Here is a 17,147-nt window from a genome sequence, read left to right on the forward strand (position 1 = left end):
TTTCAAACCCAAAACAATTTTTCATACCCAAAGCAATAATATAATCACAACAAAAAAGTATACTGAACAAAAATCCAAGACCCAAAATAGCCTCCAAAAAAACGCAAATAAAATAAAACACAATAAAATTAATTAAAAAAGACAGTACACCCAATATTGCAATTCATCCACAACTTGCAGAAGTTGTGGTATTCTTGCATTTTAAAGATAAACGGTGAAGCTGCTGGAAATTACGATGTAACCGTTGATTTTGCAGGTAATGAAAAATACAATGCATGTACTGCAAAACAAACCATAACTGTTGAAGAAGGTACTTCAGACGCACAAGAAACAGTTGCTGAAAATTCAACTGCAAACACAGTAATGTATAACAATGATACCTCCTCTTCATCTTCATCTACATCTTCAGATTCAAGCAGCAGTTCCCAATCAACACCTTCCGCATCATATTACGATGCTGAATTGAACGTATACTATGACGAAAACGGTAATGTTATTGGCGGTCAAAGTGCTGGATCCACTATATATGAACTCAGACAAGAATATAACAATCCAGACATGATTGATGAAGACGGTAACCTGCAATAAACTTTAAATAAGTATTTTTTAATACTTATTTTCCTTATTTTTTTTGAAAATTATTTTTCTTTCCAATACCTTTAAATACCAACACTTGCATATACAAGAGTATAATTGCATATGCAAGAGAGGTATATTATGGAAAAGAATGAAAACATTGAAATGATAACAGGAGACCCTAAAAAGGCAATAAACAAATTATCACTGCCCATTATAGCAAGCATGTTCCTGATATTTGCAAACAACATCATCGACAGTATTTGGGTAGCTGGACTTGGTGCAGAACCGCTAGCTGCACTTGGGTATATCACACCATTATTCATGATAATGGTAGGATTTGGAAACGGTCTCGGAGCCGGTGGTAACTCACTTATTTCAAGATACATCGGAGCTGAAGACAAGCATTCGGCAAACAATGCCGCAATACACAATCTGATTTTAAGTGTGGTTGTGTCAATTATCATTACAATAATTTTCATAGCCTTTCTTAAGCCGTTGCTGATTTCAATGGGGGCGGCATCTGTTATAGACTATGCAATGGAATATGGACTGATTATCTTCGCATGGACATTTGGCCTTCTGATGCCGCCGATTGTCGGAGGGGCATTCAGGGCAGAAGGAGACATCAAAAGGGCAACAGTTCCAATAGCATTAGCCGCTATAATAAACATGATTCTGGACCCTATTTTCATCTACACATTAAATATGGGAATTGCAGGAGCGGCATGGGCGACAGCCCTTGGACCATTCATAAGCCTGCTTTTAATGTTTTACTGGATATTCGTCAAAAAGGACACATACCTCTCATACAACAGGAAAGACTTCCACAATGATTTAACCATGTATAAGGACATATTGGTTGTAGGTATTCCGGCAAGTCTGGAGCAGCTGGTGCTGTCAGTTTTAACAATATTTGTCAACTACATGCTTACAATCGTATCCGGCCCGGTAGCGGTGGCCGTCTATACCGCAGGATGGAGAATAGTCAACATCGGAATGCTTCCGGCAATAGGCATTGGAACAGCGGCAATATCAGTGGCAGGAGTGGCATTCGGATCCAGAAAATATGAAAACCTGAGAGTGACTGCAAGATATGCCGTTAAAGTGGCTTTAATAGCTTCAATAATAGTGTGCATTATCCTATATGTATTTTCAAATCAGATTGCATTTATCTTCTCATATTCAGAAAACAGTGCGGATTTGGCACCCAGAATAGCAAGCTTCCTTCAGATAATGTGCCTGTTCATCCTGTATGTTCCATTCGGAGCAAGTGCGGGTAACGTTTTCCAGGGAGTCGGCAAGGGAACAATATCCTTTTTCCTGACAACATTCAGGGAATTCATATTGGTGCTGATATTCGCATATATTCTAGGTTTCACATTCAATATGGGAGAAACAGGAATATACTACGGAATGCTTCTTGGAGGAGGAATAGGATCCCTAATCTGTTATGCATGCATTGAGCTGTATATAAACAAACTGATAAGGAGTAGAGACAATGCCGTTTGATAAGGACATGCCCACTGCCCCTTTCATATCCATAATCTACCGGGAGCATGCAAAATACATCAATGAAATCGTGAAGGAAGACGGCCTGAGCTTTGGCCTTCATCCACTATTAATCAAGATTTACAGAAACAGGGGCATAAGCCAGGAGGAACTGGCTGAAGCATTCCATCTAAACGAAAGCACAATAACAAGAAACCTCAAAAAGCTGGAGGATAAGGGGTTCATCAAAAGGATTAAAGATAAAAGGAAAAAAATAATCGAAGTAACCTCAAAAGGCGAAAAGACCGCATTAAAGATAATGGACTATGATGAGAAATGGGATGAACAGCTCAATTTAACAGAAGATGAATATAATGATTTTTTAAAAATACTTAAAAAGATTAGTGAGGAATTGATATGAACGAAACTATCGAAAACCTAAAGACAAGAAGAAGCATCAGAAAATTCAAGGACGAGCAAATCACTGACGAGGAACTGAAAACAATTCTTGAAGCGGGAACATACGCTCCAACAGGAAGAGGACTGCAGTCACCAAAAATCGTTGTAATACAAAATCCTGAAACAATCAAGGAATTGTCAGCATGGAACAGAAGTTTCTTTCCTGTAGACGTCCCGGATGACATGGACCCGTTCTACGGTGCAAAAACATTGCTGATCGTTTTGGCTGACGGTGAAATTCCAACATGGAAAGAGGACGGTTCAAGCGTATTGGCAGTGCTTGTAAATGCTGCACATGCCGTAGGCGTCGGGTCATGCTGGATTCACAGGGCATATGATGAATTCCAAAGCGAAAAGGGAAAAGAGCTTCTGAAAGAATGGGGAATTCCTGAAACCTATGAGGGAATCGGCCATGTGGTGTTGGGATATCCTGACATGGAAGCGCCGGAGCCTCTGCCTAGAAAAGAAGACTATATCTGTTTTGTTGATTAATATTTTAAAAAAAAGAAATTAAAGATGAGTTAAATTACTCATCTACATTTTTTCAGGTGCTGAAACACCTAAAATATCCAAAGCGTTTTTAATGGTTGTCTTTGCCCTGTCAACCAAAATCAGTCTGGTATCCTCATCATCAGACCCGATGACCTGTTCTGACTTGTAGAACTTGTTGAATGAACCGGCCAGGTCCTGACAGTATTGTGCAATACCATGAACTCTCTTTTTGTTTGCACTCTCTTCCACAACCTGTGGGAATTTTGCGATTTGCCTTATTAAATCCTGTTCAGCATCGTCAGGCACCCATTCGTCATCCACTTTCAAGGAGCTGACGTCCTTACCTGATTTCGCAAGCAGCTTGCATGCCCTTGCGTGAGCGTATTGGATTGAAGCGCAACCTCTCTCAAAGCTTAATGCCTCATCCCATTTGAATATTATAGGCTTTTCAGGAGAGAGTTTGGCAATGAAGAATCTAATAGCTCCAATACCGATTTCTTCAGCCATCGGTGCGATTTCATCATCTGTCAAGTCAGGGTTCCTTGACTTTATCTCATTGGTTGCCCTCAGGACCGCTTCGTCAATCAGCTCATCCACTGATACGAACTTGCCCTTACGGGTTGACATTGAACCTTCAGGAAGTGAGATGAATTCATAAAAGATCACTTCAGGCGGGGTTTGCCTGAATATTTCCTCAAATATTACTCTGATTTGTTCAGCGGCCAACTTGTGGTCTGAGCCTAAGATGTCAAGCACTGTATCGCCTAAGGTGGCCTTGTATTTGTGATAAGCCAAATCCCTTGTGGAATATAGTGAAGTGCCGTTTGAACGTCTCAGGACGAATTCCTTTTCAATGTTGAAGTCGGTCAGGTCAATGTACAATACATCATTTTCACGGGTGAAACCTTCCCTTTGAATGTAGTGGACAAGCTCATCGACTTCGCCGCTTCTTACAAACTGTCCTTCCCATACGAAATCATCATGAATTATATTCATTCTTTGAAGTGACTCCTTCATTCCAGAGATGCAGGTTGAAACTACTTGCTCGAATATTGCATTTAATTCATCGTCGGAACCTTCCTCATATTTTTGAATCAGTTCATCTACCTTACATGCCAATTTTTCATCTTCTTCAACCGCTTTATTGGCATCAAAGTATAGCTTTCCGACCTTGTGGTCAACCTTTTCCCCTTCATAGTCTTCAATCTTTAATCCGCACTCGGTTATGCCGCAGACAATGATTGCAATCTGTCTTCCCATGTCATTAACATAATACTGGGTTGTGACATCCCTTCCAGCCAATCTTAAAAGTCTTGCAAGGGAATCTCCAAAAATGGAGTTTCTTATGTGTCCGATATGCAGCGGTCCGTTCGGATTTGCTGAAGTGTGTTCCAGGACGATTTTCTCATCATATGCCGGAAGCTGGCCGTAACTGTCATCGACCTTTTCAAGAAGCATTCTTGAGAAAACGTCATAATCTATGAAGAAATTGACGTAAGGCCCGAAGTTCTGCACCTTGGAGAATATTTCAGGAACTTCAATCTTTTCAACCAAACCTGCTGCAACTTCAGGAGGTGAAGTCCTCAGCTTTTTAGTGAGCTCGAATGCAATGGTACTTGCAAGGTCCCCCAATTTCGGATTTGGAGGAAAGCTCAATTTAAAATTCCTGTCAATTTCCACATCATACTGATCCAATGCCTTGTTGATGGCATCAATAGCTTGTTTTTCAATTTCAAAATACATTAACTCACCTAATAAAAATTATAAACCTCTTAACCAGAGGGAAAGATATCCGATTTTTGGAATTACGACCAGATTATCTCCAACTGTAACGACCTTCTCTTTGATTTGGTCCGCTTTTACATAATAAGGGTCAGGACGTTCATTGTTGTCCCCCTTAATGACATACATCGTAGTTCCGTTGATATCCGTAATATTGATAACCCTATGAATTACCGGCTGGTCATACCATGCCGCATCGTAAACAACTACATCGCCAACTTCAACGGTGCTAGGGTCAAATTCATTGATTCCAAGGAAATTTGCCTTTTCAACCATGACAATGTCGCCCCTATAGAATGCAGGTTCCATACTTCCTGAAACGACCACATTCAAGTGTTGAGCTGCGATTAATACAATTATAAGAATTACCGCATATGTTGCAATTTCTTTAAAATCGATTTCCATTTCAATTACCTTCTTCTTTTCTTAAATGCCGCTTCAAGTGCCAGTTCAATGGCATCGGAAGTCTTCTGCAAATCCTCCATACTGTGAGCGCTTGAAATAAAGTTGCACTCAAACTGTGAAGGCGGTATGAAAACACCTTCTTTCAGCAGGGTTTTAAAGTATCTGAGGAACTGTTTCCTGTCTGATTCCTGAGCATCGGCATAATTGCTGACCGGTGCAGGATTGAAATAAATCTGAAACATTGAAGCAAGACCGACCGGCTGGATGTTATACCCCTGCTCATCAATGATGGAAGCGATATTTCCTCTAAGGAAGTTTCCTTTTCTTTCAAGATCCTTATAGAATGCGTCATCCAGTTGCGCCATTGTGGAAAGTCCAGCCTGAACTGAAATCGGGTTTCCGGAAAATGTTCCTGCCTGATAGACCGGACCCTGCGGAGCAATCATTTCCATTATCTCCTTCTTACCGCAGAATGCACCCATTGGAAGTCCTCCGCCGACGATTTTACCTAGAGTGGTCAGGTCGGGAGTGACTCCATAATATTGCTGTGCCCCACCACGGGATGCTCTGAAACCGGTTATTACTTCATCAAATATTAAAATGATATTGTTTTCTTCTGTGATTTTTCTAATGAACTCCAAAAATCCAGGTTTAGGTTCAATGCAGCCGACATTGCCCATGACCACTTCCATAATGATACATGCAATGTTCTCGCCTTCCTTTTCAATCAAATCTGTCAGGGCTTCCTCATCATTGAACGGGACTGACAAGGTGTTTTTGGTGGTGTCTTCAGGTATTCCCGGAGAGTCCGGCAATGTTGCGGCTCCGGAACCGCCCTTGACCAGCACGTAATCGTGTGCCCCATGATATGCGCCTTCAAACTTGACTATCTTGTCCCTGCCGGTAAAGCCTCTTGCAAGCCTTATTGCACTCATTGTGGCTTCTGTACCGCTGTTACAGAACCTTACCATCTCGGCGGAAGGAATTCTGTCTATGACCTCTTTTGCCAATTTGATTTCGTTTTCTGTCGGCGCTCCATAAGCGGTACCGATGGTCAGCTGGTTGGAAACTTCCCTTACAACCTTAGGATTGGCATGGCCCAATATCAAAGGCCCATAAGCCAGACAGTAGTCAATATAGGTTTGACCATCCTCATCTGTAAGTTTGGATCCTCCAGCGCTTTTAACGAAAAACGGATAAGGTTTGAAAGCTCTGACAGGAGAGTTTACCCCTCCAGGGAAATATTTTTTTGATTCATTGAACAATTCTTCTGAATACATTTTATCACGCTATAAATGTTGTATTAATGAGTTTACGCATGCCACTGCAATCGGTGTTCCGCCCTTCGGTCCTTCAACAATGATATTCGGAATATCTGAATTGTGCAGAGCCTCTTTCGAATCGGCCGCACCTACAAAACCGACTGGAACTCCTACAATGGCCTTAAGATTCATTTCGCCTTTGGCATATAAATCCATAGCTTCAAAAACAGCAGTCGGAGCGTTACCTGAAACGACGATTCCTTCAAAATCATTTTGAGCCGCATACCTCATGGCAGCCGCCGCTCTTGTAATCTGATTTTCCTTTGCGATTTTGACTACTTCCTCGTTTTTGATGTAACACTCAACTTCCCCTTCGTATCTTGTGATACCGTATCTGACCATGTTTATGTCTGTTAGAATGGTCTCCTTATTTTTTAGGGAAGCCATAGCTGCATCCACAAAATCGGGACTGATTTTCACCAATTTTGCATACTCGGGGTCTGCGGTTGAGTGAACGATTCTCTCAACGATGTCTCTTTCTATAGGTTGTAAATCTTTGACATCCTCACCAATAAGGCCACGGATAATTTCACGACTTTTGTTTGCAATATCCAAACCTTGCTTAGTTGATGCACCCATGAACATTTTGTCTGTCATAATGTAAGATTTGTATTAAATATATGTTAAATATTTTGTTATATATCACAAAAGTGGAAAATTGCAGTGAGATTGAAAAATTGATGCGGTTCAAAAGTGGTGATTTAAAAAAAAATAGAATCTATTTGTCGCCTTTGTAGACATAGTTTTTGACTAATTCCTCTCCCCTTTTTCTTTTACGTTTTACAAGTTCTTTCATACGTTTTTCGCGAGATATAGCAGCTAGTTCTTTAGATACAAAAATCATATTCTCCCCCACTACTTTTCATCGCCTTTATAGACATAATTCTTGACTAATTCTTCGCTTTCCTTTAACATGCGTTTTCTACGTTTTTCACTGCGTTTTCTGCGGGATTCAGCAGCCTTTTCTTTAGATACAAAAATCATACTTATCACAATCCACTACTTTCATCGCCTTTATAGACATAATTTCTGACCAATTCTTCTCCCCTTTTTCTTTTACGTTTTTCAAGTTCTTTAAAATGTCTATTGCGAGATTCTTCATACTTTTCTTGAGATACAAAATTCATAATTATCCTTCTTATTTTTAATTAGAACATTAAAATATTTAAACCCTTTTATAATTATATTTTACCCATTTAAGACCATCATATTTGGTCATTAAGCTAACATCCGCTTCCATACTAACAGATTCGATTTCCGATGAAATTTTCTGTTTTAATGCTGTTAATTGAATTAAATAATCTGCCAAATCACAAAGTAACCAGTGTGGCAAATATTCTATTGCAAATGAAGTATATTCAAGCGTATCTAACCTAAAATCATCAAAATATTCAGTCAAATCTGAATACCTCCCATTTATTACCGTTTGACAAATTACTATTATCTTATCAATATCATCAATATTTTCTTTCTCTAAAAGATTCCAAATATCTTTGATAATGAGTTCATTTGAATCATCGATATATTTTTTTAAATCTTCTTCAAAGTTAGAATTAACACCAGTAATGAATGTATAAGCTTCCTCATTAATTGCAAAAACCTTCAGATATGGATTCTGACAATTAACCCTTGAATCAACTTCCTCATAGACAATTTCGCCATGATTGTTGCAGTGAATGTTAATCTCAAAAAAGGAAGGAAAGTCATGGCCAATATCAAAGCCGGCAAAAATTACACCGGTTCCCTCAAAAGACAAATCATGGCAGAACATCTCCCAAATAACAAGGCTGAATTCCTGTTTATCCCTATCATCCGGGATGATATCAACAAATGCATCAGGAAAGCCCGGATACTCTTCAACGAACGGGAGGACTTCCTTTCTTCTTGCATTGGCAATGACATTGTCAAAGCCTTCAGCATCTATTTTGGAAATCAGATCATCCTTAAAATATTCCAAAACCTCTTTCAAATACTCATTGACATTGCCTGATTGAGTGTTTTTAGAGAGAAACCGGATGAACTCATCCTTAACGTTTTCAATAGTTTTAAGTTTCTCAAAGTCAACTGTATTCCTGAATTTTGAAATCAATGCCTCCATTGAAAAGTTTTCAAAATCCGCATTTCCGTTAAACATTATCTCAGCCGGAAGAGAATCTGTCAGTTTGAAGATTTTCCTCATGCCGTCGTATGTCTTGCCGTCTGACATTGTAGCGGCCTGATCTGACGAACATACTATACATTCTTTCGTTATTATCAAAACCTGTGCGGTCAATTTAACACCTCAGAAATTTGTTAAATATTAAATTAAACCGCTTAAAATATATAATTTTTGTATTATAGACTTTAAAATTGCTTTTAGAATGAAAAATTGTATTCAAAGGTAAATATTTATGTTTAAATAACTATTTTAAAGTAGCAGACAATCCTGCCAAATACCCAGTTGAAAAAGCAATTTTCAAATTATACCCTCCGGTCGGACCATGCAAATCCAAGACTTCACCTGCAAAATAAAGTCCCGGAATCAAGGTTGACTCCATAGTTTTTGAATTTACATTGCCAAGATCAACACCGCCAATGGTCACCTTGGCCAAATCCCCATTAAAACCAGTTATTTCAAAAGTGAACCTTTTCAAATTTTCAATTAGCTTATTCTTAGATTTCTTATTGACTCGGGACAGCTGCAGTTCGCCTTCAAGGCCGCATCTATTCAAATAATACTCAATAAAGCTGTTGGTCAAAAACTGCCTGAGATAGTTCTTGAGATAAGTCTTGCCCCTTGCCTGGAAGTCGTCTGTAAACCTGTCAAGCAGTTCCTCACGTGAAATGTCCGGACACAAGTCCACGGCAATTTCCAAATCAACATCAGGTTCTCCAGATAATAAGTTAACTTATACCTTCAGAGATTTCATTGCTCAAGTTAATAATTCCAGGTCCGGTCAGACCCACATGTGAAACCAGGACATTTCCCCGAACCCTGGTTTTCTTATAACTTATAACAACATCATTTAGTGTCACGCCTGCAATGTCAGATAAGTCTTCACGAGTAACAAGAGGTGAAAGACCATATTTGATGTCGGTAATCGGCTGTGATGTCAAAGAATAGTTATCGGGACTGCAGCCGGTCTTAGGATATGTCACCCCTCCTGTGGCTATGATGATCCTGTCAGCCTTGATGCAGTCGTTGATTACAAAGTCCTCAGAGATAGTTTTTACTTCAAAGTTATAACTTATAACCACATCCTCCAGCTTATCAATTAGGCCCTTCAAGACATCAGCTGCCCTTTCGGTTTCGGGAAAGACCCTGTCGTCATCCTCAGTGATGAAGTCAAAATCAAACAGCGAAAACAAGTCCTCATTGGTAAATGAGTAAAAAGAGTGCTTTAAAAAGTTTTTATTGTTAAAAAAAGTTAATAGCTGTTTTATTGGCTTGTCGTTGGTAATGTTGCATCTTCCACCGCCTGTCATCAGCAGCTTGCGGCCTAAAGACGGATTCTTTTCAAGCAAAATTACACGTGAAGTCCTGCTTGCGGCAATTGCTGCCATGATTCCTGCAGGACCTCCGCCAATAATAGCTATATCGTATTCTTTCATGCTTAAGGAGTTAATCTGTGTCTGTCTCTTGGGAAGAGTACACATTCACGAATGTTTTCAGATCCTGTAAGCACCATGGTCAATCTGTCGGCACCTACACCCCATCCTGCATGAGGAGGCATACCGTATTCGAAGGCTTTAAGGTAGCTTCCAAATCCGGCTGGATTTAAGCCACGTTCTTCGATTTGTTTTACCAAGAGATCATATTGGTGCACACGGGTAGCACCGGAGGATAACTCTAAGTTATTGTACATCAAGTCGAATGCGTGAGAGTATTGCTCTTCGCCTTCAACAGGCATTACATAGAACGGTTTGATTTCAGAAGGCCATCTGGTCAGGAAGTAGAATCCTCCCATTGCATCACCTAAAACTTTTTCAGCTTCACGGGACAAGTCTTCTCCCCATTCCATTGCAACATCTCTTGAATTTACGATGTCAACAGCTTCATCATAGGTTACATGAGGGAAATCACCTTTAGGCACTTCCAATTCATGGCCTAACACTTCCAATTCGTCAGCGCAGTTTTCATTGATGTCTGTTATAACGTTGACGAGCATGTCATTCAATATTTTCATTACGTCCTCATCATCTGCAAATGAAGCTTCAGCATCTATGGAAACGGCTTCGTTCAGGTGTCTTAAGGTATCATGCTCTTCTGCCCTGAAAATCTGGCCGATTTCAAATACCTTATCCATTCCGGCAGCCATCATCATCTGCTTGTACAATTGTGGGGACTGGCCTAAGAAAGCCTCTTTTTCAAAGTAGGTAATCGGGAATAATTCTGTTCCTCCTTCAGTAGCTGATGCCACCAGTTTAGGAGTGTTGATTTCATAAAATCCATTATCATAGAAGTAATCTCTGATGGTATGGAACATTTGACCTTTAATCTTGAAAATTGCAGAAACGTTTTCTTTCCTGATATCCAGGAATCTTGAATCAAGTCTTGTGTCTATTCCTGCTTTTACTTTTTCTGTTGGATCCATTGGTAAAGGCTGGTTAGCCAAGTTCAAGAGTTTGACTTCTTTTGGAATGATTTCAACACCGTTTGGTGCTTTTCCAGCTTCCTGAGCTAAACCTTTAATCGCTACAACGGATTCCTTTCTTAATTCTCTTAACTCTTCCATTATCTTTTCATCTACTTTTTTGCTTGGAGCTGTTACCTGAACTCTGCCAGTGACATCACGAATGATGACAAACATGATTCCACCGAAATCACGGATTTCGTGCACCCAACCCATGATTGTGATGTCTTCTCCTGCTATTTCAGGATTGCATTCATTGGCATAGTTTGTTCTTCTCCAATCGTTTAATAAACCTTGCAAATTATTCACCTCGGTTGTAAAAATAAAAATAATGATAAAATTTTCATTATAATTTTAATATTATATTTAATGTTTAATAAAGATATGCAAAAAAAGAAAAAAAAGAAAGAAATGATGACAATTAAAGCACTTGTCTTAATTGGTCATCAGGCTCATAATCACCGGTCAATGCATTAACAGTGACTTTACCAACAATGTTAGTGTTATTTAAAATGGTAAAAACATAACCGTCGGTCACTTCATCATAGCTACTGTCAATCATAAATTCCGGATGATTGATTAATACCTTTTGGGATACTAAATTCTTACAATCGTCAACAGACATTTCCTGTGGCTGATTGCTGCTAGGTTGGCTGTTGACTTGAGAAGCTGATTGTGGATTAGAGTTAACAGTTTGATCAGGGGCAGCATTATCACCGCCAGCTGCATTATCGCTGCTAACCGGATTAACTGAATTGGATGATAAGGAATCATCTCCTCCACTTACAACAGTGGCCTGAGCTATATCGTCGCTGCTGTTACTGTCTTCGGTTTTGGCATCTTGAGCATTATCATTTGATGCATCGGCAGTTTGATTATCCGGATCAGATAACACATCATTCAACTCTTCCTGATTTGTAATGTCAGAAACATCTCCGCCTGATTCACTATCAGAATCGGAAGATTCTATATCCTCAACAGGTTGGTCTAAAGCCTCATTATAATTATCGACAACAACCAGAACATTTTCCTCAAACACACCGACATTGAATATTCTGGTATCAACATCAGCTATAAGCAACATTATTAAATTAAAATCTTTATGGGTATTCATAGGTTGTTTTGCAAAAGGAATGCCAACAGGCTTTTGGCTCTTATGATGATTACTGAAGACTATATTATTTGCAATTTCAGCAGTAAGTCCACCATCTTTAGAGCTGACAGCAACTCCCTCATTACCGTTTGTAACTAAAATATTAATTCTGTCACCTTTTTTAAAAGCAACTGATTGAGGAGGTTGATTTTCAACAGGAATGATTTTTGATTTTTTAGTATTCTTTAAAAAATCAATCATTGAATCGTTGTTCTTGAATGTGTTAATTCTTATACCATAATTGGAATCCTTATAAACACCGTCATCCACTTTAACAAAATTAGAATCGGAAGGGACAGAAACAGTGATGCCATCAAAAACCTCCTGTTTCATTGAGGTGTCGGAATTCATTACCGTAGCACCAACAATCCCCGCAGAAATCACTCCGATTACAACTATTAGAAATAAAATATGCGAATCAATTTTCATTTAATCACCAAAAACATAAATTGTGTATAAAAGTATGTTTTTTATAGTATAAAAATATAAATATAATTAACATTCCGTGCGTAAAATGATAATATTAGGGTGTAATGAAAAATGGTAAAGTGTAAAAATTGCGGAGAGGAAATAGACAATAAGAATTTCTGTCCAAAGTGTGGAACAAAAAATGAAATCATGATTTGTCCCTCATGCGAGAGCGAATTAGATGATGACGATATTTTCTGTCCTGAATGTGGTGAAAAGATAAAAGATGAACCATCAGAAGAAAAAACCGAAGACGCTCCTGATGAAAAAGAAGAAGCTCCTGATGAGAAGGAAGACAAAACAGGAAAAACTGAAGACAAAAAAGAGTCAAAGGAACTTAAAACATGCCCACATTGTAATACAAAGATTGAGGATGAAGACGCCGAATATTGTTTAGAGTGTGGAAAACCTATAAACGCCGATCTCCAATCTACAGGAATAAAAGAAACAATTCAAGCTAAAAAATTGATTATTTTTTCAATAATATCAATCATTTTTTCAATATTCCTTTCATTAATATTTTCATTCATATTTGGAATGATTGGACAAACAACCGACTTATACCCAATAGGATTTTTTATAAGCTTATTGATAATAATCGCAATATTCGGATCATTTAAAGATTTACTCAATGGCGGTCTTTTAGGTATTATAACAGGATTGGTTACCGGTCTTTTATGTAATGGAATTGTTGAATTATCCGGCGGATTTGCATTTTCCTACCAAATGTTTTCAGGATACGCTCCAATAATATTCACAATATTCGGAGCAATAGTCGGTGTTATTTCAACTAAATACTTAAGAAAAAGTGTTACAAAGTATATTGATGTCGAAAAATTATTTTAAAAATAGCTAAATCAATAGCTATTTTTTAAAACTTATTTTCTATCTTTCAGCCTTGTTTTGAATGAATTTGCATGTGCAAAGAATCCTTCATATTCGGCAATCGGAACAGAGGTTTTAGATAGTTCCTTAAGGCCTTCCTTAGTGAGCCTTTGAACTGTAGGCTTTTTAATGAATGCCTCTGTGGATAAGCCGGAATACATTTTTGCGCCTCCCCCTGTAGGAAGAACATGATTTGTTCCGGATCCATAGTCTCCAGCGGCAACAGGAGAGTATTGACCTAAAAAGATTGAACCTGCATTGTTGATGTGTGATAATGTTTCATCATCATCTTTTGTGGATATGATTAAATGTTCAGGAGCGTATTCGTTTGTAACGTAAATCGCTTCCGCAAAAGTGTCTGTGATAATGATTTTTCCACTTTTGGATAATGATTCCTCAATAATTTCACGTCTAGGTGCAACTTCGGTCATTTCCTTAACGAATTCATCGGTTTTGAGAGCCAATTCTTCACTGTCAGTCACCAAAAAGCAAGATGCGTTCGGGTCGTGTTCCGCCTGCGCCAGAATATCGGTTGCCAAAAATTCCGGATAAGCGGTTTCATCAGCTAATATCAGAACTTCAGACGGACCTGCCGGAAACTCAATATCTACTTGACCGTAGACAAGTTTCTTTGCTGCAGTAACGAATATATTTCCAGGACCTACAATCTTTTCAACCCTAGGCACGGATTCGGTTCCATATGCAAGTGCTGCAATGGCCTGTGCTCCTCCGACCTTGTAAATCTCATCTGCACCTGCAATGTCAGCTGCAACCAAAATTGCATCTAAAATCTTGCCGTCCTTTTGAGGCGGTGTCACGCAGACTACCTTTTCAACTCCCGCAATCTTTGCGGGGATTACGGTCATCAATATTGATGAAGGATAGGCCGCCCTGCCGCCAGGTATGTAGCATCCTGCAGAGTTGATTGGCCTTACAATCTGGCCTGCAACGACGCCTGGATTTACTTCCATCTCCCACTCGTTTGGAATCTGTTTTTTATGAAACCTTTCAATGTTGTCGGCTGCATTTTTCAAGGCAGTCAACAATTCATCATCCAATGTTTCATATGCCTCTTCAATTTCATCTTTGGATACTTTCAGATTTTCTATTAGAACCCCATCAAACTTTTCCGTATATTCCCTAATAGCCTGATCCTTGTTTACACGGACATTTTCCAAAATCTCAGACACTGTTCCAAGAACATTATTCACATCCTGTTCTGACCTTTTGATTGTATCCTGCAAATCTATTTCAGAGTATTTTAAAATTTCCATCTTAACACTACCTCATTATGGCACCGGTGTCTGCTGAATGGACCAATTTCTGATATATTGCAAGCCAACCTGAAACATCACTTTCAGGGTGTTTTACATCTTTCAATCTTGCTTCTATTTCCTCATCAGACAACTCGACATTTATGAACCTGTTTTCAATATCAATCTCGATTATATCGCCATTTCTAATGGCTGCAATAGGGCCGTCCTCCATTGCTTCAGGGGATACATGACCTATGCATGGCCCACGGGTTCCGCCTGAAAACCTTCCGTCGGTTATTAATCCTACATCCTTGATGTTCATTCCAGCAAGAGCGGAAGTAGGGTTTAACATTTCACGCATTCCAGGGCCTCCTTTAGGTCCCTCATATCTGATTACCACAATGTCGCCCTCTTCGATCTCATGGTTAAATATTGCTTTTGTGACGTCCTCTTCGGAATCATAAACCTTTGCAGGTCCTTTGAGATGCATCAGGTGGTTTGCTACAGCACCCTTTTTAACTACACTGCCGTTAGGTGCAAGGTTACCCTTGAGGATTGCAATACCACCGTCTTCGTGAACAGGATTGTCCAGGGTATGGATAACATCGGTGTTTTTGTTTTCAACACTTTCAAGGTTCTCGGCAATAGTCTTTCCAGTTACGGTCAGCTGATCGGTGTCGATCTTATCTCCCAAGGTTTTGAGAACAGCCTGGATACCTCCGGCCAGGTGCAGGTCCATCATTGAATCCTCACCTGCAGGAGAGATAAGTGCAATGTGGGGAACGTTTCTTGATATTTCATCGAAGAGTTCCAAATCGACATCGATTCCGTCGACTTCACTGGCGATTGCAGGTATGTGAAGTGCTGTATTGGAAGATCCTCCCAATGCCATGTCAACCGCAATGGCGTTGTTGAAGGCCTCCTGAGTCAAAATGTCTGAAGGTTTGATGTCATCTTCAACAAGCTTGATAATCTGCTTACCGGATTCAAATGCAATCTGGTTATTCTCTTCGGTTCTTGCATGGGTTGTAGCGCAGGTTGGAAGGGAAAGACCGAATGTTTCGGTTATGCATGCCATTGTATTTGCGGTAAAGAGTCCTGAACAGCTTCCGGCTCCGGGACATGCGCATTTTTCAAGTTCTGTTACTTCCTCTTCAGTCATTTTTCCTGCAGAATATGCGCCGACCGCTTCAAATACTGTAATCAAATCGGCAGGCTTGCCGTTGTATTCACCTGATGTCATAGGTCCACCGGTTACGACAATTGAAGGCACGTTAACACGTGCGGCACCCATTATCATTCCGGGAACTACCTTATCACAGCTTGGAATCAGGACAAGCCCGTCAAAGGCATGGCCCTTGGTCATGGACTCAACGGTGGCGGCGATGATTTCCCTTGAAGGAAGAGAATATTTCATCCCTTCGTGGTTCATGCTGATTCCGTCACAGACCGCCATGGTATCGAATTCGAATGGGATACCTCCGGCAGCCACAATACCCTCTTTTACAAATTCAACAAGTTCTCTTAAGTGAATATGACCAGGAACAATGTCTGTAAAACTATTTGCAATACCTATAAATGGTTTTTTAAAGTCTTCGTCATCAAGCCCACAAGCCCTTAACAATGACCTGTGCGGGGCTCTTTGAATTCCTTTTTTTACACTATCACTTTTCATTTAATCACACATATAATTTAATCAATAATATATATCTCATTAATAACTTTTAAAATATTGGAATTGTACGAAAATGTTGAATATGTTTGATTAAATGTAGATAAACAAAATTGTTTTTCAAAAGTTATGTGGATGAATTAATATATTGAAAAATAAGTATCATTAAATGACGGTTTTTTTAGAATAAATGTTAAATTCTTATTGGTAAATTTCATTAAATTGAAATGGGTTTGTCAATAATTTAGTTTTTTAATATTTTTCCCATTTTTGTTATTTTTTGTATTAATTTTCGGTTTTTAAATTTAAATGTTTTTATCACTTTTTTATCAAATTAGTGAAAGAATACTCCGACCTAGGTCGGAGATGAATTTCACAAAAAAGATTCTGTGTTATTTTTTTTAATCAATATTTTTGAATAATTACTTTTCAAATGCTCTCTCACTTTGTTTATATAATTTGTATAGTCATATATATTTTTTGTAGTGTTAAAAAATCTTTTAATGGTTTTTTTTATTGGTTATTAGGTGTGTATTTTTATGCCTGAGGTTTTGAGTTGTAAATGTCGTATTA

The 17,147-nt window shown here is 38.9% G+C and carries 18 protein-coding genes; 5 read left to right on the plus strand and 13 right to left on the minus strand.

The genetic code is table 11. The features are described from left to right. Positions 1–174: 174 nt before the first annotated feature. The 4 genes from E7Z79_RS07000 (at position 175) to E7Z79_RS07015 (ending at position 3,018) form a co-directional block, all read left to right on the plus strand. Positions 175–588 carry a hypothetical protein gene (locus E7Z79_RS07000; protein WP_303739251.1) on the plus strand — a complete coding sequence of 138 codons (414 nt, stop codon included), beginning with the start codon at positions 175–177 and terminating at the stop codon, positions 586–588. Between the two features lie 129 nt (positions 589–717). Continuing rightward, positions 718–2,088 carry an MATE family efflux transporter gene (locus E7Z79_RS07005; RefSeq protein WP_303739252.1) on the plus strand — a complete coding sequence of 457 codons (1,371 nt, stop codon included), beginning with the start codon at positions 718–720 and terminating at the stop codon, positions 2,086–2,088. After that, a complete protein-coding gene (locus E7Z79_RS07010) occupies positions 2,078–2,488 on the plus strand; it encodes a MarR family winged helix-turn-helix transcriptional regulator (RefSeq protein ID WP_303739253.1) in 411 nt (136 codons plus the stop codon). The genes E7Z79_RS07005 and E7Z79_RS07010 overlap by 11 nt, the downstream gene beginning before the upstream one ends. Further along, positions 2,485–3,018, plus strand: a complete 534-nt coding sequence (locus tag E7Z79_RS07015) for a nitroreductase (RefSeq protein WP_303739254.1) — start codon at positions 2,485–2,487, stop codon at positions 3,016–3,018. Before E7Z79_RS07010 ends, E7Z79_RS07015 begins: the two co-directional genes overlap by 4 nt. A 42-nt stretch (positions 3,019–3,060) precedes the next feature. Here the strand turns inward: E7Z79_RS07015 and argS are convergent, their stop codons facing one another. The 11 genes from argS to E7Z79_RS07070 form a co-directional block, all read right to left on the minus strand. Then, positions 3,061–4,761 (minus strand): arginine--tRNA ligase, encoded by a 1,701-nt coding sequence (gene argS, locus E7Z79_RS07020; protein WP_303739255.1) that lies wholly within the window; start codon positions 4,759–4,761, stop codon positions 3,061–3,063. Positions 4,762–4,779: 18 nt separating this feature from the next. Beyond that, positions 4,780–5,205, minus strand: a complete 426-nt coding sequence (locus E7Z79_RS07025; RefSeq protein ID WP_303739256.1) for a signal peptidase I — start codon at positions 5,203–5,205, stop codon at positions 4,780–4,782. Between the two features lie 5 nt (positions 5,206–5,210). Beyond that, on the minus strand, positions 5,211–6,485 hold the full coding sequence (hemL, locus tag E7Z79_RS07030; protein WP_303739257.1) for a glutamate-1-semialdehyde 2,1-aminomutase: 1,275 nt from the start codon (positions 6,483–6,485) through the stop codon (positions 5,211–5,213). Between the two features lie 9 nt (positions 6,486–6,494). Further along, positions 6,495–7,124 carry a cobalt-precorrin-8 methylmutase gene (locus E7Z79_RS07035; RefSeq protein WP_303739258.1) on the minus strand — a complete coding sequence of 210 codons (630 nt, stop codon included), beginning with the start codon at positions 7,122–7,124 and terminating at the stop codon, positions 6,495–6,497. Positions 7,125–7,245: 121 nt separating this feature from the next. After that, entirely contained in the window at positions 7,246–7,371 is a 126-nt protein-coding gene (locus E7Z79_RS07040) for a hypothetical protein (protein WP_303739259.1), read from the minus strand. 11 nt (positions 7,372–7,382) lie between these two features. Continuing rightward, positions 7,383–7,511: a hypothetical protein gene (locus E7Z79_RS07045; RefSeq protein ID WP_303739260.1), complete on the minus strand. Its 129-nt coding sequence runs from the start codon at positions 7,509–7,511 to the stop codon at positions 7,383–7,385. 181 nt (positions 7,512–7,692) lie between these two features. Continuing rightward, on the minus strand, positions 7,693–8,799 hold the full coding sequence (locus E7Z79_RS07050) for a hypothetical protein (RefSeq protein ID WP_303739261.1): 1,107 nt from the start codon (positions 8,797–8,799) through the stop codon (positions 7,693–7,695). 130 nt (positions 8,800–8,929) lie between these two features. Continuing rightward, the gene (locus E7Z79_RS07055) at positions 8,930–9,382 is read right to left on the minus strand and encodes an NAD(P)/FAD-dependent oxidoreductase (protein ID WP_303739262.1); all 453 of its coding nucleotides are present in this window, start codon (positions 9,380–9,382) and stop codon (positions 8,930–8,932) included. A gap of 28 nt (positions 9,383–9,410) precedes the next feature. Then, positions 9,411–10,118, minus strand: a complete 708-nt coding sequence (locus E7Z79_RS07060; protein WP_303739263.1) for an NAD(P)/FAD-dependent oxidoreductase — start codon at positions 10,116–10,118, stop codon at positions 9,411–9,413. 2 nt (positions 10,119–10,120) lie between these two features. Continuing rightward, a complete protein-coding gene (gene aspS, locus E7Z79_RS07065) occupies positions 10,121–11,440 on the minus strand; it encodes an aspartate--tRNA(Asn) ligase (RefSeq protein WP_303739264.1) in 1,320 nt (439 codons plus the stop codon). Positions 11,441–11,561: 121 nt separating this feature from the next. After that, the gene (locus E7Z79_RS07070) at positions 11,562–12,722 is read right to left on the minus strand and encodes a hypothetical protein (protein ID WP_303739265.1); all 1,161 of its coding nucleotides are present in this window, start codon (positions 12,720–12,722) and stop codon (positions 11,562–11,564) included. Between the two features lie 111 nt (positions 12,723–12,833). Between E7Z79_RS07070 and E7Z79_RS07075 the strand changes: the two genes are divergently transcribed. Further along, positions 12,834–13,607, plus strand: coding sequence for a zinc-ribbon domain-containing protein (locus E7Z79_RS07075; RefSeq protein ID WP_303739266.1), 774 nt, complete (start codon positions 12,834–12,836; stop codon positions 13,605–13,607). A gap of 32 nt (positions 13,608–13,639) precedes the next feature. On the opposite strand, the gene hisD is transcribed toward E7Z79_RS07075, so the two are convergent. Then, positions 13,640–14,920: a histidinol dehydrogenase gene (gene hisD / locus E7Z79_RS07080; RefSeq protein ID WP_303739267.1), complete on the minus strand. Its 1,281-nt coding sequence runs from the start codon at positions 14,918–14,920 to the stop codon at positions 13,640–13,642. Between the two features lie 7 nt (positions 14,921–14,927). Beyond that, positions 14,928–16,577: a dihydroxy-acid dehydratase gene (ilvD, locus tag E7Z79_RS07085; RefSeq protein WP_303739268.1), complete on the minus strand. Its 1,650-nt coding sequence runs from the start codon at positions 16,575–16,577 to the stop codon at positions 14,928–14,930. Between the last annotated feature and the right edge of the window lie 570 nt (positions 16,578–17,147).

The sequence above is a fragment of the Methanobrevibacter thaueri genome (assembly GCF_015062905.1).
GTDB lineage: Archaea > Methanobacteriota > Methanobacteria > Methanobacteriales > Methanobacteriaceae > Methanocatella > Methanocatella thaueri_A.